Here is a 23,092-nt window from a genome sequence, read left to right as displayed (position 1 = left end):
CTTCTTCATCATAGCCAATATCATCGATCATATCTGGGTCGATATTGTCTTTCACAGGAATGCTGTGTTTTTCACTTGCCCAATCGCCAAGATCGATAAGTTTGCAGCGTTCACTACAAAACGGCTTAAATAAAGATGTGGTGTTCCACTCAACTGATGTACTGCAAATAGGACATTTAACGGTTAACGGCATAGTGTTATCTGCTTCTCCACTGCCTAATCATCAGTGATGACTAGTGGTGTTATTAATTGATCATGGTTTAATGGTAAAGCGTTTAACCACAGGTTGCTAGTGAGAACTCAATAGTTTCGTGGGTATGGCGGTGTAAACTGAAATCAACAAAGTGGATAGCGTATCTATTTTTGTGGCCACTTATCGTTGGATAGCAGTTATAACTGGGATCAATTTTAACGCGGATTAATGATAAAGGTTGTGGTGAATCACCTTGATAAAAGCCTGCTTGAGCGCTTATGTGAGTAAACTCAGCAGTATTACGATATATGTTCAACAAGAGTGTGATAGGCGCTAGAATCGGCTTAAATTGCTCTAGCCAGTACTGAATATCTTTTTTTCTTTGTGGCCAGTCTTTTCCTAACCAAAAATGCAGCTGTGGTAAGTCAAAATTACAGTAGGCACCTGTCATGTTAAAACGCTGTCGTAAANGCCGTAATAAATTTATCTTGTTTGAGTTTGTAGCCAATTCTTTCGGGTTTCTGTAATGGTGTTTTTAGTGAGTTGAGTTGTTGGATAAGTTGATTAACTTGTTCGCTATCGGCTTGTTGTAAATAACATATGCTTTAAACTTAGATTAGGTGTAGATCGTTTACGCTTACCCAAACTCAACATGGAGTAGTAACAACATGACCTTGTTCAGGCAGATCTATGCGTTACTTTTTGCGCTTTTCTTATTAACCATAGCAAGCGTGGCCTATGTACAATTCTCAGAAACCCAAGGTTTTCTTACCAAACAAATGGAATCTGATCTTAATAATGCCAGCCATTCATTAGGATTAATGCTAACACCGGTACTTGAAGCTGGTGACACCGCAGGGGCAGAAACCCTAGTCAATGTTATTTTTGAGGGTGGATACTACCAACAAATTAAACTCACCTGGCTAGTCGATGGCAAACAACAAGTGTGGAATAACACAGTTAAAGTCGATTCCGTACCACAATGGTTTATTGATCTTGATCTATTTGCAAACATTAATAAACAAACCACGATTACCTCTGGCTGGTTACAGCTAGCAACGTTAGAGATCACCGCGCATCCTGGGTTTGGTTACCAAGAGTTGTGGCGCATTATCAGCGATATTATCATTTTATTTTCTATCCTATTTTTAATCGCAATCGCGTTTGCTCGAGTCGGTTTAAGTTGGATATTAAAGCCACTAAATACCCTTTCTTTACATGCAAAACAAATCGCTGAACGCCAATTTGGCCCAGATATGCCAACACCTAAAACCAAAGAACTCAAAGAGTTGGTCGACGCATTCAATAGTATGTCAGCCCAATTAAAACAAGTTTTTAGCTCACTCGACGAAGAAGTATCAGCCTTACGCAAAAAAAATCTAGTCGATCAGGTATCAGGTTTACCTAACAGACAATATATCGTCAGCCGAATTAATGGATGGTTAAGCGAACCCAGCACTGGGGCATTATACTTAGTTAAAATGGATTGGTTAGAAGACGTTCATAGCAAGTATGGTTTCCAAGTTCGTGACGAAACCATTCGCATTCTGTCGGAAAAACTACAACAACATCAAGATGAAATCGCACATTCGGTTATTGCTCGTATTGCAGCATATGAATTTGCATTTTTAGTCGAAGACTGCGAACACGATCAATTAACGAAATACTTGCAAAGTCTTATACGCACCGTCAATAAAGAAATATCTAAAGCAGGAAGCAAACCAAACGAGCAATTTAATATTGGGGTAGCAGAACGTTTAGGTCAAATGACGGTATCTGACATGATGGCTCAAGCAGATAATGCGCTACAACAATCAATTAAAGAAGCTAAAGTGTTTCACTGGTTTGAAAATACCCAGAAACAGCTTTTCACTCGAGAAGAATGGCGCAATAATTTAGGTAGTGCCATTCAAAATAAAAAATTCCAATTCCGTTGGCAGCCAATTCAACTAAGTGCTAAAAATGAAGTCTGCCAACGTGAGCTTTACTGCCAATTAAATATTGAAGATACCACCCTTCATGCAGGGCAATTTATGCCTTACGTGGAACTGTTATCACTTGGCACCCTACTCGACAGATGCCTTATCGAAACCGTTAACCAACACAAATTACTCGAACGTAATTATGAACGGGTCGCCATAAATTTAACGAATCAAAGTATTAGTGATACCGAGTTCCATGGTTGGCTCAAGCAATTTTTACGCGCAAATAAATTCCCTGAACGTATCTGTTTCGAAATACCAGAAGCCAGCGTATACAGTGATTTAGAAGCTTGTGAGAGCTTATGTAAGGTAATCCGCGATTGTGGTGCGCATTTTGGTATAGATCATTTTGGCCGTCAATTTGGTTCAATGGCTTACTTACAAAGCTTAAGACCACACTACGTCAAACTGGACCAATCATTTGCTTATATTGAAGACAATCAACACAACAGTGAGTTGTGCAGAGCCTTAGTGAACGTAGCGAAAGGGTTAGACATTCAAGTGATTGTTACGGGTATTCAAGAAAAACAACAACTCAGTCGCTTTACTGAGCTCAGAGTAGATGCCTACCAAGGCTTTATCTCACCACCCGTCAATATAAAACTTTAACGCTGAACCACATGTTCAAGATACAAACCACTTTTCGGAGTGGTTTTTTTTGAGGATACAACCTCGCTTAGATGGCGCAAAAACCTAGCAGTGTAAACTAGCATTAGGTTATACCGCTTCGCATTAATAAGAGAGTTTACAAGAAGCGTAGGCTACCTGAGCATTAAATCCAAAACGAAAACAAAAAAGCCACTCAAATGAGTGGCTTTTTTGTTAAATTGGTCGGTGATAGAGGATTCGAACCTCTGACCCTCTCGTCCCAAACGAGATGCGCTACCGGGCTGCGCTAATCACCGAAATCTATTTTAAACTGTGCAGTAAACCAATTAATCAAATTAACCTGTTCACTTAAATGTGGTCGGTGATAGAGGATTCGAACCTCTGACCCTCTCGTCCCAAACGAGATGCGCTACCGGGCTGCGCTAATCACCGAAATATACATAAAACAACAAATTGAATGGGGTGACTGATGGGGCTCGAACCCACGACAACCGGAATCACAATCCGGGACTCTACCAACTGAGCTACAATCACCACTGACTTTCAATCTACTAACCAATACAACATAACCACTGCTTACGGAATGGTGCGCCCAGAAGGATTCGAACCTTCGGCCTTACCCTCCGGAGGGGTACGCTCTATCCAGCTGAGCTATGGGCGCTCGCCTTGGTTAGCGACGCATATAGTAGGGATAAAACGCCCTCACGTCTAGCCCTGATTTACTTTTTTTAACTGACTGATTAAGTTTTGACTCATTTTAGAAAGTAAAATGCGCAATCCAGTCAATTATTAACTATATACTTACATTTATTTCGCTTGGATCACATTTATATTTATGGTAATTATAATGATTGTTCAAAAATATTTATTGCATAATTAGTAGGATAGTCGCAGTCTGGGATATGAATAAGGAAATTAGCCACTCAACAACATCGCCAAGAGTCGAGCACTTACAAAAAAGAGTGACTCGTTTAAAGCGTTTGGCTAAAAAATATAAACGTTCCGAAATTATTCAAAATGCCCTACTTGGTATTTCTAATATTGCTACCCAAGTAAAATCACTTGAAGACTTCTATCAGCGGGTACACTTACATCTTCAACAACTTATTCCAGCTGAAAACTTCTTTATAGCCTCAAGAGATCTTAAAACCGGCTTAACCAGCCTGCCCTTTTTTGCTGATTTACAAGACTCTCACCCCACAGATTTGTATCCCGACCAGGAGATTTCGTCATTACTCAATAGCGGCTTAACCGGATACGTATTACGAAACGGCGAGCCATTACTGTGTGATGACAAAAAGTTTAATGAACTCATCGCCAGCGGCGATATTAAAAGTTTGGGCTCTCCAAGCCATCAATGGCTCGGTGTACCGATTAAAAATCAAGATGTGGTGAGTGGCGTTTTAGTTGTTCAAAGTTATAACGAAGCCAATACATACGGTGAGTTAGAGCTAGAGTTAATGGGGTTTATTTGCCACCATATCTCTGGCGTAATGGAGCGACTTGAACATCATGAACAACTAGAACAAGCCATTACTGAGCGGACCAAAGAGCTTAGTCAAGCTTATGATAAAGTCAAAATTGAAGTTCAAGAGCGAGTAAAAGCCGAAAAACTACAAAAAACCTTATTCGAAATTGCAGATTTATCAGCATCAAATGTGTTACAGCAAGACTTTTATCTGCGTATTCACACTATTATCAGTCAGTTAATTCCTGCGCATAATTGTTTTATCTCATTGATAGACGATCACAATATGTTGTCATTTCCATTCTATGTATCGCAAATGACAGCCCAATATCCATCGTCACGCCCAATGCAAGATGGCTTAACCGAGTACATTTTACAACATAAGTTACCTCGATTATTGTCTGCCAAAGACATTGCCCAAATGGTCGCCAATGGTGAAGTCTACTCAAAATCTCCAGAGCTAAACAAAACTCAACGAATGCATCAGTGGATTGGTATACCGCTAATTATTAACGGCGATATTGCCGGAGCGTTAACCATTTACAGTCTTGATGACGAACATATCTATCAATTAAAAGACTTAGAATTACTGACTTTTGTATCGCAACACATTGCCAACGCAATCGAGCGCAAACAAGCCGTTGAATCACTCAAAAATAGCCATGAGCTTTTAGAAGATAAAGTCATAGAGCGAACACGAGCACTAGCCGAGCTCAATAACAACTTACAACAAGAAATTAATCAACGCCGTAAAATTGAAGATCAACTGGTACACGATGCTCAACACGACGGGCTAACAGGGTTGCCCAACAGAAGTTATTTAATGGAGCGCCTATCACACGCTCTTAAACATTTGCGCCGCCATGGTTTAGACCAGTTTGCCCTATTATTTATCGATTTAGACCGTTTTAAACTTATTAACGACTCTTTTGGTCATTTAGAAGGTGATCGCTTCTTAATAGAAACTGCACAACGGATTAAATCATGCGTACGCGATAATGACACCCTAGCAAGAATGGGCGGTGATGAGTTTGTGATATTACTCGACTCAATCAGCACAACAGATGATGCTATTGAAGTCTGCGAACGCATCTTACAAGCGTTATCTATGCCTTATGAGCTCGGTAAACAAGAGTTTATAGCCGGTGCCAGTATCGGTGTCGCTTTTAGTGGCCGTAATAAGTTAGTGACTAGCGAGTCTTTGCTTCGTGATGCTGATGCTGCCATGTACCAAGCTAAAGCCAATGGCAAAGGTTGCTATGTTATATTTGACGACAAGCTCAGTAACCAATCTAAACAACAACATGAATTGGAAGCTGACTTTAAGCAGGCACTAGATAAACAAGAGTTTGATATTCACTACGTTGAAGTGGTTGATTTCACCAGCGGCGAAATTATCGCAATTGAGCCCCAAATAGAGTGGCATCATCCAGAGCACGGACGCATTGAACACACTAAACTCAAGCATCTTGCGGCCCAATATCAACTCACACTTAATTTAGACGGGTATATATTTGCTCACCTAAGCCAGCAATATCATTTACTCAAACAGCAATATCACCAAGATATTACCTTGCACTTATCAATTAGCAGCCAACACATTAAAAATAAGTTTGTGCTACGCAACTTAAAAAACTCTATCAAAGCCAGTAATATCGACGCCAATAAGTTAATGTTATTTTTTAACGAGAAAGCGCTAGTGCAAGACACCGAAAACCACATCAATGGTTTCGATATGATTAGCCAATTAGGCGTTAAGATTGGTATTGATGGCTATGGCACAGGTTACAGCTCATTAAGTTGCCTAAGCTTTTTACCCATAACAGCATTAAAGCTAGATAACGACATTAGTAAACACTTACTCAATGACAAACAACTGCAACTGGTTAAAGCCTATCAACTTACTGCAGAAACCCTTAACTTTGACATGTATGCCACCACTGTCGACACACAACAACAAGTGCGGCAGTTTCTAGAGCTTGGTTACATTCGTGGCCAAGGTCGGGCTATCAGCAAATTATTTAACGAAAAAAAAAAGCCAACTAAATCCTGCGCCTAAATAATAACCGTCACTAAACCTACTTTTTAAACATATCTCGTAGATTAGCAATATGACTCTTACCCGTTTCAACCCGTTGTGCTTCTGTTTGCACCGGTTTACGGTTTTCCCAAATTAAATCATCTTGGGGTAACTCAAGTAAAAAGCGACTTGGCTCGCAGCGCATGGTTTCACCAAATTGACGGCGTTCACGGCAAATGACAAACCACAACTCACGCTGTGCACGGGTAATACCAACATAAGCTAAACGCCTCTCTTCATCGACATTATCTTCATCAATACTCGATTGATGCGGCAAAATGCGCTCTTCAACCCCCACCATGAACACAAATGGGTACTCAAGCCCTTTAGATGCATGCAAGGTCATTAACTGCACCTGGTCGCCGCCCTCATCTTCACTATTACGTTCCATCATGTCGCGCAGGGTTAGGCGAGTCACCACCTCTGGCAATGACATGGCTTCGTCAAGCTCATCGCCTTCAAGCATTTCAGTCACCCAGCGATAAAGCTCAGAGATATTCTTCATGCGCATTTCAGCCGCTTTTGCACTGGTGCTGGTTTCGTATAAATAATCTTCGTAATTAATTTTACGAATAAGCTGCTTAATGGCTTCGACTGGCTCCCCTCGAGTGGCGAGCTCACCGGTATCAACAATAAATTTGCCAAATTGATAAAGAGAATTCACCGCAGCAGGTGCTAAATGATGATTAAGCTCGACATCAAAAATAGCCTCAAACAATGAAATATGCTTTTGATTGGCAAAATTGCCTAATCGCTCCAAGGTGGCAGGGCCAATACCACGTTTAGGTAAATTAACCACTCGCAAGAATGCATTATCGTCGTCAGGATTCACCACCAAACGCAGGTACGCCATAATGTCTTTAATTTCTGCACGGGCAAAAAACGATGTTCCGCCACTTAATTTATAAGGTATACGGTTCGTCATTAGGGCACGTTCTAATAAGCGCGACTGATGATTACCTCGATACAAAATGGCATAGTCGCCAAATTGGGTGCGGCCAACAAACTTGTGGCGAATAATTTCAGCCACCACTCGTTCCGCCTCTTGCTCTTCGTTAGCGGCAATCAATACGCGAAGTGGCTCACCATAAGCAAGCTCACTAAACAACGACTTGTCGTACACATGCGGATTGTTGGCAATCAATATATTGGCAGCACGTAAAATACGTTGGCTAGAACGATAATTCTGTTCCAATTTAATCAGTTTTAATTTCGGGAAGTCGGTGCCCAATAACACTAAGTTTTGCGGTTTGGCGCCACGCCACGAATAAATTGACTGATCGTCATCGCCCACCACGGTAAACCGAGCGCGTTCGCCCACTAACAGTTTGACTAACTCATACTGGCTGGTGTTGGTGTCTTGATATTCGTCCACCAGTAAATATTGGATACGGGTTTGCCAACGGGTGCGCACTTCCTCGTTCATGCGTAGTAATAAGGTCGGTATTAAAATAAGATCGTCAAAATCAAGCGCGTTGTAGGCTTTCATGTGCTGCGCGTAACGCTGATATAGCATAGCAAATAATTGCCCTTGCTCATCTTTTGCTAAACTGCGTGCTTGCTGAGGAATAACCAAGCCGCCTTTCCAATTTGAAATCGCCGAGGCTAGGGCTTTAATGAGGTCTTTGTCTTCGTCTAACTCATCTTGAGTCAGCTCTTTTAATAACGCAAAGGTATCCTGGTCATCAAATAATGAAAAGCCTGCTTTAAGGCCTAAGACTTTATGCTCACGCTTAATAATTTCTAACCCCAATGTATGGAAAGTCGAAATCCACAACCCTCGCGCTTCTTTACGCCCCATAGACTGCGCCACACGCTCTTTCATTTCACGAGCGGCTTTATTGGTAAAGGTTACCGCTGCAATATTACGTGCTTTGTAACCACACTTTTCGACCAAGTAAGCAATTTTATTAATGATCACACGCGTTTTACCACTGCCAGCACCCGCAAGTACTAAGCACGGACCCGAGACATAATGTACGGCTTCATTTTGCCCTGGATTGAGTTTCATTAATCACACTACCTTACTAAACGTAAACGAAGGCGGATCATAGCAGAATCACCGATGACAATTAACGAAAAATTACAGTTAGGTTTTGGAAAAACGTTCACCTCGGTTACAATTAGATCAATATATCAGTAGGGGATCATGATGATAAATCCAAAGAAAATTGAAGAACTGGCAAAACAACTGAGTGACAACTTACCAAGCGGTGTAAAGCAATTTGCTGGCGAGTTTGAAGAGCGCAGTAAGCAAGTATTACAAAACCAACTGATGAAACTTGACGTGGTATCGCGCGAAGAATTTGAAGTGCAGCAACATGTGTTGCTTAAAACCCGTGAAAAGCTCGAAGCATTGCAAGCACAAGTTAACGAGATTGAAAAAAAGCTCGCTGAATAATCGCGTTCAACAAACCCATTATTCAATAAAAAATGACGCTCAGTAGCCAGTAGCGTCATTTTTTGAATCGGTAAACCACTATTATAACGAATTAACTTAGCGACTCTTGTAAAGCCCGCAAGCACAAAGCCACGTTTTCACGGCGAGCACCAAAGCCCATTAAGCCGATACGCCATGCTTTACCAGCTAATGCTCCTAAGCCAGCACCTATCTCAAGGTTATACTCTTCTAGCAAATGTTTACGCACTGCAGCATCATCAACACCTTGAGGAATATACACAGCATTTAATTGTGGCAATCTTGACGCTTCGTCTACCACAAATGTAAGCCCTAGCTGGGTTAAGCCATCACGTAATAATAAGTGCATTTTACGGTGTCTTGCCCAGGCATTTTCTAAACCTTCATTGGCCAGTAACCGCAATGATTCATGCAGTGCATAAAGTGCATTAACCGGAGCTGTATGGTGATAACTACGTTTAGCACCACTTTGATTACCCCAATAGCCCATCACCAACGTTTGATCTAAAAACCAGCTTTGTACCGGCGTGGTACGCGCTTTAAGCTTAGCAACAGCTTTTGGCGAGAAAGACACTGGCGATAAACCCGGCACGCATGAAAGGCATTTTTGGCTACCAGAATAAATCGCATCAATACCCCACTCATCTACCAGTAGCTCAACACCACCTAATGACGTCACCGCATCAACAATGCTAATACAGTCGTGAAGTTGCGCTAACGTACATAAGGTTTTGGCATCAGATAAGGCCCCGGTAGAGGTTTCTGCATGCACAAACGCTAAAAACTTGGCATCGGGGTTTGCCACAAGTGCAGCTTCAACTTTATCAGGGCACACAGGCTCGCCCCATTCATTGTCGACCACTACGGCAACACCACCAACACGTTCAACATTTTGGCGCATACGTTCACCGAACACACCGTTGCGGCACACAATAACCTTTTCGCCAGGCTCAACCAAATTAACAAAACAGGTTTCCATACCGGCACTACCGGGTGCGGATACTGCTAAGGTCATTTCATTTTTGGTTTGAAAGGCGTATTGAATCAGGCTTTTTAGCTCATCCATCATGCCAACAAACAGCGGGTCTAAATGACCAATGGTAGGACGAGATTGCGCGGCAAGCACTTCTGGATAAACATCAGATGGGCCAGGGCCCATTAGGGTACGGCGCGGTGGCATAAAAGCTGGAATAGTTGGCACGGGTAACATCAATGTCTCCTTAAAATGAGGTCGTATGCGCCTGTGCATTGCAACAAGCGCATGGAAAAATTTACCCTACATATAAGCAATCCATCACAATGATATAACGCCACTACGGCATCACACCTTGGTGGTATTGGTAATCACCTACGAATATATTTTCGTTTTTGGTGCACAGACAATATCACATTGAGGTGTTAAATCACCTCAATGTGATAAATATTTAAAGTTCAACAATATATTGGCCGTTCACGCTTTATTGGCTTTGAACTTATTGTTCTTACTCCGCTTTAGGACTGTTCAAAAATAACTGGTAAGCAGGGCTGTGAGTTTCTTCTTGATAGACAAACCCTAAATCCGTTAAAAACTGTGCAAAAGCATCATCATCGTTTGCTGGCACTTCAAACCCAGCTAATACACGACCGAACGCAGCCCCATGGTTACGATAATGGAACAAACTGATATTCCATTTACTTTGTAAGGTCGTTAAAAACTTCAATAAAGCGCCAGGATGTTCAGGAAACTCAAAGCTAAATAAGCGTTCTTCTAACGGCTCAAGAGGATGACCACCGACCATATAGCGTACATGCAGCTTAGCGGTTTCATCTTGAGATAAATCTTGAACGTCAAAACCTTCTAACTCGAGGTTAGCAATAATCTCTGCAAGCTCTGCTTGACCACCCGTTAAACGAATGCCGGCAAACACCACCGCCACTTCTCGACTGCTAAAACGGTAGTTAAATTCGGTCATTGGCCGTTTTTCAAGTAGCTCACAAAAGCGTAAAAAGCTGCCAGGTTTTTCAGGTACTTTAACCGCTAATACCGCTTCTTTCTGCTCGCCAAGTTCACAACGCTCTGACACATAGCGAAGACTATGAAAGTTAACATTGGCTCCACTTAATATGGCTGCGGCTTTTTTAGGCGCGTCGCTACTGTCGCCCTGTAATGCCATATACTTTTTAAGACCCGCAATTGATAATGCGCCAGCAGGCTCAGCAATAGCACGGGTGTCTTCGAAAATATCTTTAACTGCAGCGCAAATTTCATCCGAGGTCACTGTAACCACATGGTCAACGTATTCACGTGCCAGCCTAAAAGGTTCTGTGCCGATACGCTTAACCGCGACGCCGTCGGCAAATAAACCGACTTGAGCTAACGTTACAGGTTCATCGGCTTCTAATGCGGCTTTTAAACACGCAGCATCTTCTGGTTCAACACCAATAATTTTGACTTGTGGCATAACGGCTTTGTAATACGCAGCTATCCCCGCAATTAAACCGCCACCGCCCACGGGCACAAAGACCACTTCAATATCACGCTGTTGCTGTACCATTTCTTGAGCAATGGTGCCTTGACCGGCGATAACGGCCTCGTCATCAAATGGCGCGATATACACACGCCCTTCAGTTGCCGATAAGTTTTTCGCATAGTCATTTGCTTGATCAAATGCTTGGCCATGCAACACCACGTTGCCGCCAAGTCGACGCACCGCATCAATTTTAATGTCTGGTGTGGTACTAGGCATGACAATCACTGCATTAATGCCACGACTTGCCGCCGACATAGCGACGCCCTGTGCATGGTTACCCGCCGAGGCACACACCACGCCTTTATCACATTCATCTTGAGTTAGCGCAGCAATACGGTTGTAAGCACCACGTAACTTAAATGAATGCACAGGCTGCATATCTTCACGCTTTAAGTACACCTGACAACCAAAGCGAGCTGATAACTTATTCATGCTCGACAGTGGCGTCACTTTAGCGACATCGTATACAGATGACAGCAAAATTTTCTGCAAATAATAATGCGCTAGATCTAATTGAGTTTGAGACGCCAAAGCCAACATGCTACCCCTCCAGTTTGGTGCGATCGCGTACTGCACCTTTATCTGCACTGGTCGCTAACAGCGCGTAAGCTTTTAACGCTAAAGAGACATAACGCTCACGAGCTACAGGCTTCCAACCCAATGGGCCTTTAGCGTTCATTGCGTCACGGCGACGAGTTAATTCATCGTCACTCACATTCAATTGAATGCTTCGCTTTGGAATATCAATGGCAATTTGGTCACCATTTTCAATCAATGCTATGGCACCACCGGATGCGGCTTCTGGTGAAATATGGCCAATTGATAAACCCGATGTACCACCAGAGAAACGGCCATCAGTGATCAGCGCACACTGAGTGCCTAAGCCACGTGATTTAAGGTATGTGGTCGGGTATAACATTTCTTGCATACCTGGGCCGCCTTTAGGACCTTCGTAACGAATCACCACCACGTCACCCGCAACAACTTCACCACCAAGAATACCGGCTACGGCATCATCCTGGCTTTCATAAACCCGAGCGCTCCCGACAAACATTAAGTTTGACTCGTCAACACCAGCGGTTTTAACAATACAACCATCCGTTGCCACATTACCCGCAAGTACTGCCAAGCCGCCTTCTTGACTAAACGCAAATTCACGTGCGCGGATACAGCCATTTTCACGGTCATCATCAACACTGTCCCAACGGCAATCTTGACTAAAAGCTTTAGTGGTCGGAATCCCTGCTGGGCCTGCACTATAAAAACGAATCACTTCTGGGTCGTTGGTTTGCTTTAGATCGTACTTAGCTAACACAGATTTCAAGTCGCCGCCGTTATCTGCTGCCACGTGTGGTACGTCGTTATGCAATAAGCCTGCTCTGTCTAACTCACCCAAAATACCCATCACACCACCAGCACGGTGTACATCTTCCATATGGTATTTAGGGGTTGATGGTGCAACCTTACATAGGTGCGGAACAAGACGCGACATACGATCAATATCAGTCATATCAAAGGCTAATTCAGCTTCTTGGGCTGCGGCTAATAAATGTAATACCGTGTTAGACGAGCCGCCCATGGCGATATCTAAAGCGGTGGCATTTTCAAATGCTTTAAATGATGCAATATTACGCGGTAATACATTTTCGTCATCGTACTTATAATAGCGCTCAGCCAACTTCATGACGCGACGACCAGCTTCTAAAAACAATTCGCGGCGATCGGCGTGAGTCGCCAACATTGACCCATTACCGGGTAATGACAATCCTAAGGCTTCTGTTAAACAGTTCATCGAGTTAGCAGTAAACATACCAGAACAAGAGCCACACGTTGGACAAGCGCTTCGTTCAATTTGTTTGCTGTCTTCATCGCTAACATTAGTATCAGCGCCCGCCACCATAGCATCCACTAAATCAAGTTTAATTAACTTGTCAGACAGCTTGGTTTTACCAGCTTCCATTGGTCCGCCAGACACAAAAATGACCGGAATATTTAATCGCAGTGCGGCCATTAACATGCCAGGGGTGATTTTGTCGCAATTTGAAATACACACTAATGCATCAGCACAATGCGCATTGACCATGTATTCGACACTGTCTGCAATCAGCTCACGCGATGGCAAGCTATACAACATACCGCCATGCCCCATGGCAATGCCGTCGTCTACTGCAATGGTGTTAAATTCTTTGGCAATACCGCCGACTTCTTCAATCGCGCTAGCAACAAGTGCACCCATGTCTTTTAAATGCACATGCCCTGGTACAAATTGAGTAAATGAGTTGGCAATCGCAATAATTGGCTTACCAAAATCGGTTTCTTTTACCCCCGTCGCACGCCATAGTGCGCGGGCACCTGCCATGTTGCGGCCTTCGGTACTGGTTGCTGAACGTAATTTTGGCATTGCAAATATCCTTGTGTAATGTGGTGCGGGTTACCTGTGTTATCACAAGTCACGCATTTAATTGGTAATAATATAGGCTTAACTGTTTGCTGCTTGCCCAAGAGACACCGCTGGCATCACTTTACATTGGGTGACATCAATTAATTTAGTGAGCTGGTTGCTTAACAGTTCGATTGCACGTTCAGCCTCAACCCATAACTCTACAGCCATACTAGCATCGTCATTGATGCGCATCTGCATTTGGGTGACTTTAAATCCACGGTGGCGAGTAACACGCAATACACGCTCTAGCACTTCTGGACGTTGTTGAACGGTTATTTCAAGATTATGCATCATGTTTGCTTCTCCATTTGATCCATCATGTCGCTGTTACTGGCTCCGGGTGGGACTAACGGCCATACATTAAAGGCGTCATCAATCGCGACGTGCAGCATGTAAGGGCCGCTGCTGTTAAGCATTTCATCTAATGCTTGCTCTACTTGATCAGCATGATTAATAGTGCGGCCTGGAATATCAAAAGCCGACGCCATTAATACAAAGTTAGGGTTATCAGACAAATCAGTCTCGCTGTAGCGCTCTTCAAAAAACAGTTGCTGCCATTGCTTGACCATGCCGAGCTTTTGATTGTCTATGAGTAAAATTTTAACTGGCAGTTTACGGCGTTTAATGGTCGTCAACTCTTGGACATTCATCATAAATGACCCATCGCCAGAGACTGTGACCACTGTGGCATCTGGGCGAGCCACTTGAGCACCAATGGCTGCGGGTAAACCAAACCCCATAGTGCCAAGGCCAGCACTAGACAAATGATCTTCAGGGCGACGAAACCACATATGCTGGGCCACCCACATTTGGTGCTGCCCCACATCGCATGCAACAACACTGTCTTCTGGTAATTTGTTGGCTAAACGACGTAACATGGCTGGCGCGTATATCAGCTCACCTGGATGTTGATAATTCCATTGGTGTTGACGCGCTAATGCGTCAACTTCTGCCTGCCATTGATTAATGGCGACTTTCCCTTTTACCGCAGCCGTTAATGCCGGTAAAACTTGGCGTAAATCCGCGGCGATAGCCACTTCGGCTTGGCGTAACTTACCTAACTCAGCAGCATCGATATCTAGATGTAACACTTTGGCGTTACTGGCAAAGCTGGCTAACCGCCCAGTGACTCGGTCATCAAAACGTGCTCCGACGACGATTAATAAATCACACTCTTGCACAGCGAGATTAGCCCCTTTACCGCCGTGCATACCCAACATGCCTAAATAGCCTTTAGTGCCATGGGAAATACTGCCTAAGCCCTTTAACGTGGCAACTGACGGAATACCTGTGACATCAATAAACTCACGTAAATGAGATACCGCGCCCGCCATACCGACACCACCGCCAACATATAACATCGGCTTTGCCGCCTGAGTAAGCAACTCGATGGCAGCGTCTAGCTCGGTTTGTGTTGCGTGAGGTTCATCTGCGACACTTTGCAATGGGGTTTTGTACTCAAGCTCAGCGATTTGAATATCTTTGGGGATATCAACCAATACAGGACCTGGTCTTCCTTCTGCGGCAACTTCAAAAGCGCGATACAATGTTGGGATTAACTCATTGATGTCGGTAACCATAAAACTGTGTTTAGTACAGGACAGTGACATACCAAGTACATCAATTTCTTGAAAGGCATCAGTGCCAATCACCGCTGTAGACACCTGGCCAGTGATGGCAACTAAGGGAACAGAATCAAGCAAGGCATCGGCTAACGAGGTGACTAAATTGGTTGCCCCAGGCCCTGATGTTGCAAAACAAACACCGGTTTTACCACTGGCTCGAGCATAACCTACAGCAGCAAATGCCGCACCTTGCTCGTGGCGGCTGAGTAGATGCTCAACAGGGCTACCATAAAGCGCATCGTAAATGGGCATAATGGCTCCGCCAGGATAACCAAACACTGTGGTAACACCGTGCGCTGCTAGCACTTTGATGACTGCATCCGCGCCGCGCATTTTTTGTCCTGCTTCCATATTTTTATCTCTACTTCGTCAATGTTTGCTTGCTCTACTGATGTGATATCTGGGTGCTGATTTTTTACTTAAGCCTAGAAACTAAAAACCCCCGGTCCTTTCGGAGCGGGGGTTTTGCAATCTTTGTGACTCTTAGGTCAGTCTAGTTGTCAAACGCCACCCCCGCTGTGACTTAATAATCACTACGGTAATAATCACGAGAATGAGCATGGCTGCGCGGTTTAACATGTTTTAGACTGTATCCTAAGTTTTTAACATTATTTCGTTCGCTTATGTTCAATAAACGTTACGGTATGACTAACAAGTACCATAAAAGATTTATCAAACACAACTAAAAAATCGTCTTTGTAAAAAAAATTCAGCTTCCCTGCCGAGACAATGCAAACAACAACAAAAACTTAACCAATGAGTTCGCTAAAAATATTATTAAACTCAATCTAACAATTTGTTTTTCCACTACCCAATAATGGTTATTGGGTTGCTTCTATTGATGCCTGTCCGACTACACATTTTTTACAACCAATCTCTGAACAGGTACTACATCAGTTTTTTAACGCTTAGCCCGCTTCAACAATACGCTTCATGTCTGTCATGTAACCGCGTAATTCAGCACCGATAAACTCAACATCTGTATGACGAATTTGCTCATTGACTTCAATTAAACGTTGGTTATCAACACCATTTGAAGTGTCAGCAAGACCAGCACCTAAGTACTCTGAAGACATAGCATTCACGTAGTCACGTAGCATGGGTACCGCAGCGTGGTTGAATAGGTAACAACCGTATTCAGCGGTGTCTGAAATCACCACGTTCATTTCATATAAACGCTTACGAGCAATCGTGTTAGCAATTAACGGGGTTTCATGTAGTGACTCATAATAAGCCGACTCTTCAACAATACCTGCTGCAACCATAGTATCAAATGCTAATTCAACACCGGCTTTGATCATCGCCACGAGGAAAATGCCTTTGTCGAAATACGTTTGCTCATCAATATGCTCAGACGTTGTTGGTGCATTTTCAAACGCGGTTTCGTTGGTTTCTGCTCTCCAACGCAATAAGTTAGCGTCATCATTAGCCCAGTCTTCCATCATGGTGCGAGAGAACTCACCGCTGATGATGTCATCCATGTGCTTTTCAAATAGCGGCTTAAGGATGTCTTTTAACTCTTCAGCCATATCAAACGCTTTAATTTTTGCAGGGTTTGATAAACGGTCCATCATGTTAGTGATGCCGCCGTGCTTAAGTGCTTCGGTAACCGTTTCCCAACCTTGCTGAATAAGTTTGCCGGCATAACCAGGCTCAACACCGTCAGCAACCATTTTCTCATACCCTAAAATGGCACCGGTTTGCAACATACCACATAGGATTGTTTGCTCGCCCATTAAGTCAGACTTAACTTCAGCAACAAAAGATGACATCAATACACCTGCACGGTCACCACCGGTTGCACTTGCATACGCTTTAGCAATCGCTAAGCCATCACCGTTTGGATCATTTTCAGGGTGAACGGCAATCAGTGTTGGTACACCAAAACCACGCTTATATTCTTCACGTACTTCTGTGGCTGGGCACTTAGGCGCTACCATAATGACAGTAATGTCTGAACGCACTTGCATGCCTTCTTCAACAATGTTGAAACCGTGCGAATACGCTAGAGTAGAACCTTGCTTCATTAATGGCATAACGGCATTAACAACATGGGTATGTTGCTTGTCTGGCGTAAGGTTAAGCACTAAATCCGCCGCGGGTACAAGCTCTTCAAATGTACCCACTTTAAAGCCGTTATCGGTCGCTTTTTGCCAAGATGCACGCTTTTCTGTAATGGCTTCTGGACGAAGTGCAAAAGAAATGTTTAGGCCAGAATCACGCATGTTCAAACCTTGGTTAAGGCCTTGTGCACCACAACCTAAAATAACAATGTTCCAATCTTTGATATATTCGCAGCCGTCACTGAATTCAGTACGGTCCATGAAGCGGCATTGTGCTAATTGAGCTAATTGTTGACGTAAATTCAGAGAGTTAAAATAGTTAGCCATCTGATACCACCTTTAAAATGTAAAATTTGGGACGCAATTTATGTTTGATGCAAACTCAAACTTTGCGATTGAGTTGACTATAACCTATCCACAGCATTGCTTAAAATGATATATTCGGCATGTGACGTTGCATAATATGCAACGTCACTATTCTGATGAATTTAATCCTCTTTATGGAAACGCTATTTATGGATATTCGCTCTCTAAAATTGTATTTGCACTTATGTGATAGCCTGCATTTTGCCAAAACAGCTGAGCAATCTCATGTCAGCCCATCAACACTAAGCCGAGCGTTACAGCGCTTAGAAGATGAAGTCGGCAGTAAATTATTTGAACGCGATAACCGCAGCGTGACCATTACTCATGCAGGATTAGAGTTTAAACGCTTTGCCGAACAGACCTTGGCAGACTGGAGCCAACTGCGCAGCCGTATTGACCCTAGCCAGCAATATTTACGTGGTAATCTGAATTTGTATTGTTCGGTCACCGCGGCATACAGCCATTTACCGTCTTTGCTTGAGCGCTTTAGACGCGACCACCCGCATGTCGATATTCATCTCACTACCGGCGACCCAGCTAACGCCGTGAGCCAAATCCAAAAAAATCGAACCGATATCGCCATTATTGCCTTACCTGAGGTATTTCCAAGTACCTTGCACTTTACGCCCATAGACAAAGTGCCTATTTCTGTCATCGCCCCATTGATGCAATGCCAAGTGCAACAATGGGTAAATCAAAGCCACATTGATTGGGAGAAATTGCCCTATATTGTGCCGGACCACGGCCCAGGCCGAAAACGAATCGACCAATGGTTTAAACAAATGGGTATAAAGCCCAATATTTACGCACAAGTATCTGGTCAGGAAGCGATTGTGTCGATGGTGGCATTAGGTTGTGGTGTAGGGATAAGCCCAGATGCGGTGATCCATAATAGTCCGGTACGCGAGCGGATCCAAACCTTGATTTCACCGGTTGACATTCCAGCCTTTGAGTTGGGCTGTTGTTGCAAAGAAAAACGCGCTAACGACCCCATCATTAGCGCGTTTCTTGAGATTATTTAGTGACGTTAACAAAGGCGCACAGCGCCTTACAGTCAATCACGCAACTCGTTAAGGCAATGGCGGTGATTCGACATCAATCCGCGTTACCAGTAATTGGTCGACTTTATAGGCATCTATGTCGACGACTTCAAACTTAAAGCCTGCATAGTTTACAAAATCGGTACGCTTGGGGATCTTACGCAGCATATACATCATAAATCCGGCAATCGTTTCGTAATTTTGATTATGGGGAAATTCCTCAATATGAAATGCCCGCATTACATCGGTAATGGGTGTCACCCCGTCAACTAACCAAGAGTTGCCATCACGGGCCACTATTTGTTCTTCGCTTTCATGTAATGACCAGGCGCCCATTACCGCACTTTGCAAATCATTGGTGGTTACAATCCCCACCACTAATGCGTATTCGTTCATTACCACGGCAAAGTCGGCACGATTATTTTTAAAATATTCCATCGACTCTGACAAGGTTAAAGTGTCAGGAATAATCAAACAGTTGTGAACTAATGTACTGCCCTTGAGCGTAATTTTTTCGCCATTAATGACTCGGATAAGCAACTCTTTTGCATCCACAAAACCTTTGATCATATCTAACTGACCATCACACACCAAAAACTTGTTATGGGGATTATTGGCAATCTTTTGTTTAATGTCTTCTTCGGTGTCTTGCAGTAAAAAATACACGAGGCTTTCACGTGCTGTCATGGCCGATGTCACAGACACCGACTGCATTTCAAACACGTTTTCCATCATTTGTTGCTCACCTTTGTCCATCACACCCGCTTCCGTTCCGGCGGTCATCATGGCGTAAATGTCATCGTGCGTTACTTGATCATTTCGTGCCGTTGGCACCTGCAATAATTTAAAAATAGCATTAGCCAAACCATTAAAAATCCATACAAATGGTTTTAAAATGGTAATACAAAACGCAATGGGCATCACAAAGGTGACCGCCACCTGTTCTGGGATCACCATCGCAATGCGTTTTGGCATTAAATCAGCAAACAAAATAAATAATGACGTCACCGTGACGAATGAAAAAACAAAGCTCAGTTGTAAGCCCCATTCATTCCCTAGCAGCGGTAATAGGATTTCCTCAAAGTAAGGGCGAAATGCCGACTCACCGACAATACCGCCCATAATGGCAACCGCGTTTAAGCCAATCTGCACGACAGTGAAAAAACTGCCCGGATGAGCTTGTAGCTTTAACACCTTAGTGGCACGTAAATCACCTTCATCAGCCATGGTTTGCAAGCGGATTTTACGTGATGCCGCCAAGGCAATTTCTGACATCGAAAAAAAACAGCTAATGCCAATGAGGCACAATATAATTAAAAAACTATCTGTAATAGTCATACATTCTCTTTAGCTTAGGCACTGAGCACTAAGTCATAATGGGGTAGCGATTTTCGCTCATAAAGCAGTTAACTTTGTTGAATAACAAAGGGACAAAAATTCGGTTTGGGCCATTTGGGGATGATTTCATGACGAAAATGCCAGGAGGGTGACATCGAGGCTATCAATCAAAATAAGGCAATCATCGCTTGCTATTTTCTACAGTAAAATAGCTGTTTTATTGGAAAAGTGAGCCGCAATGCTGGCGTTGTATCATCACGTTATGGCTGTATTTAAACGCGCGCGTATTCTACTCAAAAGCCAACAAGATAACCAAGGTTTAGTTAACATAATTGATTATATTTTGTCTTCTTATACCAACAGACTCACCATAAAATCAGCAAAAACAGCCAGCGCTGCTAGACTGTATGCACCCCTTCATTTGTATATTATTCAAACAAAAGGATTTTGTTAATGGCAATTGCCTGTGTGTTTACTCGAGCGAGTTGTGGTGTTGAAGCCCCTAAAGTGACTGTTGAAGTGCATTTAAGTAATGGTTTACCCGCATTTAATTTAGTGGGCCTACCAGAGGCTTCGGTCAAAGAAGCCAAAGAACGTGTTAGGTCAGCATTAATCAATGCAGGTTTTGAATTTCCCCAGCGACGCATTACTGTCAACCTCGCGCCAGCAGATTTGCCCAAACAGGGCGGCCGTTACGATCTGCCCATCGCCATCGGTATTTTAGCCGCATCCAATCAGGTGCCAACCAAAGCCTTACACCAATGTGAATTTGTCGGTGAGTTAGCCTTGTCTGGGCAAGTCAGACCTTGCACAGGTTTGTTACCTGCCATTATTGCGGCGCGTAATGATCAACACCATTTTTTTATGCCTATCGATAATCGTCACGAAGCGGAGCTCGTGGGGTATCACCACAGCTACTTTGTGGCACATTTACAAAATCTGGCCGCATTTTTACATGGTCAAGCACAACTGCCATTACTCGACACCCAACCAGAATGGATAGACGAATCGCCAGTTGCTGACAACTTATTATGCATGAGTGATGTCATTGGCCAATATCAAGCAAAGCAAGGATTAGAAATTGCCGCGGCCGGCTCGCACAACATGCTGTTTCTTGGACCACCAGGAACAGGAAAAAGTATGCTTGCCAATCGAATTATCCCGCTGTTACCTGCGTTATCGTACGATGAAGCCATTGAAGTTGCAGCCATTCATTCGGTAGCAGGCTTGCATATTAAGCCACAAGATTTTTTAAATCGTCCCTTTCGTTCTCCACATCATACTTGCTCATCTATCGCATTAATTGGTGGTGGTAGCCACCCTAAACCGGGAGAGATTTCATTGGCTCATCGGGGGATATTATTTTTAGATGAAATCGCTGAGTTTCCCCGTAAAGTACTCGACTGTTTACGCGAGCCCCTTGAAACCGGCCGAGTTGAAATCTCGCGTGCAGCGGCAAAATTGACTTTTTCAAGCCGATTTCAACTCATTGCGGCCATGAACCCAAGTCCTTGTGGTGATACCGAACGTGCTCGTTCGACCCCAGACCAAATTCAGCGCTACCTCTCACGTTTGTCAGGGCCGTTTTTAGACAGATTTGATTTAACGGTTGATGTACCCAAATTGCCCTCAGGTACCCTAACCCAAAAACATCAACCCGGAGAAACCAGTGTCGATATCGCCAAGCGCGTTAAACTTGCGCGAGAGTGTCAATTGGCTCGCGCGGGCGTACTCAACAGCGAATTAACTCCGAAACAGTTAAAACAAGACAGTAATATTAGTCAGCAAGACTTAGTGTTTTTAGAGCAAAGTGTGGTGAGTTTAGGGCTATCAGTACGCAGTTTTCACCGCATTCAACGGGTCGCACGCACCATTGCAGATCTACAACAATCAACCACGACCGAGCGTGAACATATTGCCCAAGCGCTTGGTTATCGGGCGATGGATCGCTTACTCGCCAAACTTAATCAACAATAAAGTCGATTTTAACTGTTGTATTTATTGAGCAATACCTCGACTACGAGTAACATAGCTCTCCGTTTAATAGGAGAGAAAAATGTCGCTGTTTTCGAAAATCAAAGGCTGTTTAGCTTTCATCTTTTATGTATTGAATACTGTCTTTTGGACAATTCCAATCCTCGTCTTTAGTATTGTCAAGCTGATACCCATTGGTCTTTTTCAAAAAGGCTGTAGCCATATTTTAGATAACTGCGCCACTGGCTGGATTAGCGTAAATACAGTGGTTGAAAGCATTTTTCACCCAATGCGTATTCACATAACAGGCGATCAGCAGTTTTCTGAACAAGAATGGTACATGGTCATTGCTAACCACCAATCATGGGTCGATATTTTAATCCTGCAGCGCGTTTTCAATCGTAAAATCCCATTTTTAAAGTTCTTCCTCAAACAAGAATTGATTTTTGTGCCTGTACTTGGATTAGCTTGGTGGGCGCTAGACTTTCCTTTTATGCGCCGTTATAGCTCCGCTGAATTGCGTAAAAATCCAAAATTAAAAGGAAAAGATATTGAAATCACTCGTAAAGCTTGTGAAAAGTTTAAAACTAAGCCAGTGAGTATCATGAACTTTGTTGAAGGCACGCGTTTTACCCAGGCCAAGCACGACAAACAACAATCGACATTTAAACACCTATTAAAACCAAAAGCGGGTGGCATGGCTTTTGCGCTTTCAGCCATGGGCGAACACATTCATAAATTAGTCGATGTCACTATTTATTACCCCAATGATGTACCCAGTTATTGGCAATACATTTGCGGCGCATTAAACGACGTTCATGTGCATGTTAGTATCAGTGACATTCCGCAAGCAATGCGCGGAGATTACTTAACAGATCGCGAGTTCAAAATTAGCTTTCAAGAGCAGCTTAATCAGATTTGGTTAAAAAAAGACAAGCAGTTACAAATACTTGCCGACAAAGTTAACCACAAGGTATAGCCA

General features: G+C 43.3%; 16 protein-coding genes and 4 tRNA genes. 6 read left to right on the top strand and 14 right to left on the bottom strand.

Annotated elements, in window-relative coordinates; genetic code table 11:
• Both yacG and zapD read right to left on the bottom strand, forming a co-directional pair.
• A partial coding sequence (gene yacG / locus PQR79_RS12520; protein WP_274408528.1) for a DNA gyrase inhibitor YacG occupies nt 1-193 on the bottom strand: 193 nt, incomplete at its 3' end.
• A gap of 82 nt (nt 194-275) precedes the next feature.
• Nucleotides 276-644 carry a cell division protein ZapD gene (gene zapD / locus PQR79_RS12515; protein ID WP_274408527.1) on the bottom strand — a complete coding sequence of 123 codons (369 nt, stop codon included), beginning with the start codon at nt 642-644 and terminating at the stop codon, nt 276-278.
• Between the two features lie 217 nt (nt 645-861).
• On the opposite strand from zapD, the gene PQR79_RS12510 reads away from it, so the two are divergent.
• Nucleotides 862-2,784 (top strand): bifunctional diguanylate cyclase/phosphodiesterase, encoded by a 1,923-nt coding sequence (locus PQR79_RS12510; protein ID WP_238104456.1) that lies wholly within the window; start codon nt 862-864, stop codon nt 2,782-2,784.
• A gap of 219 nt (nt 2,785-3,003) precedes the next feature.
• On the opposite strand, the gene PQR79_RS12505 is transcribed toward PQR79_RS12510, so the two are convergent.
• The 4 genes from PQR79_RS12505 to PQR79_RS12490 form a co-directional block, all read right to left on the bottom strand.
• A tRNA-Pro gene (locus PQR79_RS12505) sits at nt 3,004-3,080 on the bottom strand.
• Nucleotides 3,081-3,139: 59 nt separating this feature from the next.
• Nucleotides 3,140-3,216, bottom strand: a tRNA-Pro gene (locus PQR79_RS12500).
• 26 nt (nt 3,217-3,242) lie between these two features.
• Nucleotides 3,243-3,318, bottom strand: a tRNA-His gene (locus PQR79_RS12495).
• A gap of 50 nt (nt 3,319-3,368) precedes the next feature.
• Nucleotides 3,369-3,445 (bottom strand) — tRNA-Arg (locus PQR79_RS12490).
• Nucleotides 3,446-3,686: 241 nt separating this feature from the next.
• Between PQR79_RS12490 and PQR79_RS12485 the strand changes: the two genes are divergently transcribed.
• Entirely contained in the window at nt 3,687-6,311 is a 2,625-nt protein-coding gene (locus tag PQR79_RS12485) for a sensor domain-containing diguanylate cyclase (RefSeq protein ID WP_238104458.1), read from the top strand.
• A gap of 19 nt (nt 6,312-6,330) precedes the next feature.
• Here PQR79_RS12485 and rep read toward each other — a convergent pair whose 3' ends face one another.
• Complete coding sequence (rep, locus tag PQR79_RS12480) at nt 6,331-8,343, bottom strand: DNA helicase Rep (protein WP_238104460.1); 2,013 nt, start codon at nt 8,341-8,343, stop codon at nt 6,331-6,333.
• Nucleotides 8,344-8,484: 141 nt separating this feature from the next.
• Between rep and ubiK the strand changes: the two genes are divergently transcribed.
• Complete coding sequence (gene ubiK, locus PQR79_RS12475) at nt 8,485-8,733, top strand: ubiquinone biosynthesis accessory factor UbiK (protein ID WP_160052183.1); 249 nt, start codon at nt 8,485-8,487, stop codon at nt 8,731-8,733.
• A gap of 91 nt (nt 8,734-8,824) precedes the next feature.
• On the opposite strand, the gene PQR79_RS12470 is transcribed toward ubiK, so the two are convergent.
• The 6 genes from PQR79_RS12470 to ilvC form a co-directional block, all read right to left on the bottom strand.
• Nucleotides 8,825-9,961 carry a pyridoxal-phosphate-dependent aminotransferase family protein gene (locus tag PQR79_RS12470; protein WP_238104462.1) on the bottom strand — a complete coding sequence of 379 codons (1,137 nt, stop codon included), beginning with the start codon at nt 9,959-9,961 and terminating at the stop codon, nt 8,825-8,827.
• A 271-nt stretch (nt 9,962-10,232) separates the two neighbouring features.
• Nucleotides 10,233-11,801 (bottom strand): threonine ammonia-lyase, biosynthetic, encoded by a 1,569-nt coding sequence (ilvA, locus tag PQR79_RS12465; protein ID WP_238104463.1) that lies wholly within the window; start codon nt 11,799-11,801, stop codon nt 10,233-10,235.
• A gap of 1 nt (nt 11,802) precedes the next feature.
• Nucleotides 11,803-13,662, bottom strand: coding sequence for a dihydroxy-acid dehydratase (gene ilvD, locus PQR79_RS12460; protein WP_238104465.1), 1,860 nt, complete (start codon nt 13,660-13,662; stop codon nt 11,803-11,805).
• Between the two features lie 78 nt (nt 13,663-13,740).
• The gene (gene ilvM / locus PQR79_RS12455; RefSeq protein WP_188922183.1) at nt 13,741-13,998 is read right to left on the bottom strand and encodes an acetolactate synthase 2 small subunit; all 258 of its coding nucleotides are present in this window, start codon (nt 13,996-13,998) and stop codon (nt 13,741-13,743) included.
• Nucleotides 13,995-15,680 (bottom strand): acetolactate synthase 2 catalytic subunit, encoded by a 1,686-nt coding sequence (gene ilvG / locus PQR79_RS12450; RefSeq protein ID WP_238104467.1) that lies wholly within the window; start codon nt 15,678-15,680, stop codon nt 13,995-13,997. The genes ilvM and ilvG overlap by 4 nt, the downstream gene beginning before the upstream one ends.
• A 557-nt stretch (nt 15,681-16,237) precedes the next feature.
• A complete protein-coding gene (gene ilvC, locus PQR79_RS12445) occupies nt 16,238-17,719 on the bottom strand; it encodes a ketol-acid reductoisomerase (protein WP_238104469.1) in 1,482 nt (493 codons plus the stop codon).
• 188 nt (nt 17,720-17,907) lie between these two features.
• On the opposite strand from ilvC, the gene ilvY reads away from it, so the two are divergent.
• The gene (ilvY, locus tag PQR79_RS12440) at nt 17,908-18,780 is read left to right on the top strand and encodes an HTH-type transcriptional activator IlvY (RefSeq protein ID WP_238104471.1); all 873 of its coding nucleotides are present in this window, start codon (nt 17,908-17,910) and stop codon (nt 18,778-18,780) included.
• 48 nt (nt 18,781-18,828) lie between these two features.
• Here the strand turns inward: ilvY and paeA are convergent, their stop codons facing one another.
• Complete coding sequence (paeA, locus tag PQR79_RS12435) at nt 18,829-20,136, bottom strand: polyamine export protein PaeA (RefSeq protein ID WP_238104473.1); 1,308 nt, start codon at nt 20,134-20,136, stop codon at nt 18,829-18,831.
• Between the two features lie 453 nt (nt 20,137-20,589).
• Between paeA and PQR79_RS12430 the strand changes: the two genes are divergently transcribed.
• On the top strand, nt 20,590-22,113 hold the full coding sequence (locus tag PQR79_RS12430; protein ID WP_238104476.1) for a YifB family Mg chelatase-like AAA ATPase: 1,524 nt from the start codon (nt 20,590-20,592) through the stop codon (nt 22,111-22,113).
• 79 nt (nt 22,114-22,192) lie between these two features.
• A complete protein-coding gene (gene yihG / locus PQR79_RS12425; RefSeq protein ID WP_238104478.1) occupies nt 22,193-23,089 on the top strand; it encodes a 1-acylglycerol-3-phosphate O-acyltransferase, YihG family in 897 nt (298 codons plus the stop codon).
• Nucleotides 23,090-23,092: the final 3 nt, after the last annotated feature.

It is taken from the genome of Shewanella metallivivens (assembly GCF_028750675.1).
GTDB lineage: Bacteria > Pseudomonadota > Gammaproteobacteria > Enterobacterales > Shewanellaceae > Shewanella > Shewanella metallivivens.
Note: the sequence above shows the minus strand (reverse complement) of the source record. Positions and strands in the feature narration are given on the sequence as shown.

Excerpts from the sequence above, each read along its gene's own strand:
- zapD (WP_274408527.1), bottom strand. The coding sequence starts at position 644 with ATGACAGGTGCCTACTGTAATTTTGACTTACCACAGCTGCATTTTTGG.
- PQR79_RS12510 (WP_238104456.1), top strand. The coding sequence starts at position 862 with ATGACCTTGTTCAGGCAGATCTATGCGTTACTTTTTGCGCTTTTCTTA.
- PQR79_RS12485 (WP_238104458.1), top strand. The coding sequence starts at position 3,687 with ATGAATAAGGAAATTAGCCACTCAACAACATCGCCAAGAGTCGAGCAC.
- rep (WP_238104460.1), bottom strand. The coding sequence starts at position 8,343 with ATGAAACTCAATCCAGGGCAAAATGAAGCCGTACATTATGTCTCGGGT.
- ubiK (WP_160052183.1), top strand. The coding sequence starts at position 8,485 with ATGATAAATCCAAAGAAAATTGAAGAACTGGCAAAACAACTGAGTGAC.
- PQR79_RS12470 (WP_238104462.1), bottom strand. The coding sequence starts at position 9,961 with ATGTTACCCGTGCCAACTATTCCAGCTTTTATGCCACCGCGCCGTACC.
- ilvA (WP_238104463.1), bottom strand. The coding sequence starts at position 11,801 with ATGTTGGCTTTGGCGTCTCAAACTCAATTAGATCTAGCGCATTATTAT.
- ilvD (WP_238104465.1), bottom strand. The coding sequence starts at position 13,662 with ATGCCAAAATTACGTTCAGCAACCAGTACCGAAGGCCGCAACATGGCA.
- ilvM (WP_188922183.1), bottom strand. The coding sequence starts at position 13,998 with ATGATGCATAATCTTGAAATAACCGTTCAACAACGTCCAGAAGTGCTA.
- ilvG (WP_238104467.1), bottom strand. The coding sequence starts at position 15,680 with ATGGAAGCAGGACAAAAAATGCGCGGCGCGGATGCAGTCATCAAAGTG.
- ilvC (WP_238104469.1), bottom strand. The coding sequence starts at position 17,719 with ATGGCTAACTATTTTAACTCTCTGAATTTACGTCAACAATTAGCTCAA.
- ilvY (WP_238104471.1), top strand. The coding sequence starts at position 17,908 with ATGGATATTCGCTCTCTAAAATTGTATTTGCACTTATGTGATAGCCTG.
- paeA (WP_238104473.1), bottom strand. The coding sequence starts at position 20,136 with ATGACTATTACAGATAGTTTTTTAATTATATTGTGCCTCATTGGCATT.
- PQR79_RS12430 (WP_238104476.1), top strand. The coding sequence starts at position 20,590 with ATGGCAATTGCCTGTGTGTTTACTCGAGCGAGTTGTGGTGTTGAAGCC.
- yihG (WP_238104478.1), top strand. The coding sequence starts at position 22,193 with ATGTCGCTGTTTTCGAAAATCAAAGGCTGTTTAGCTTTCATCTTTTAT.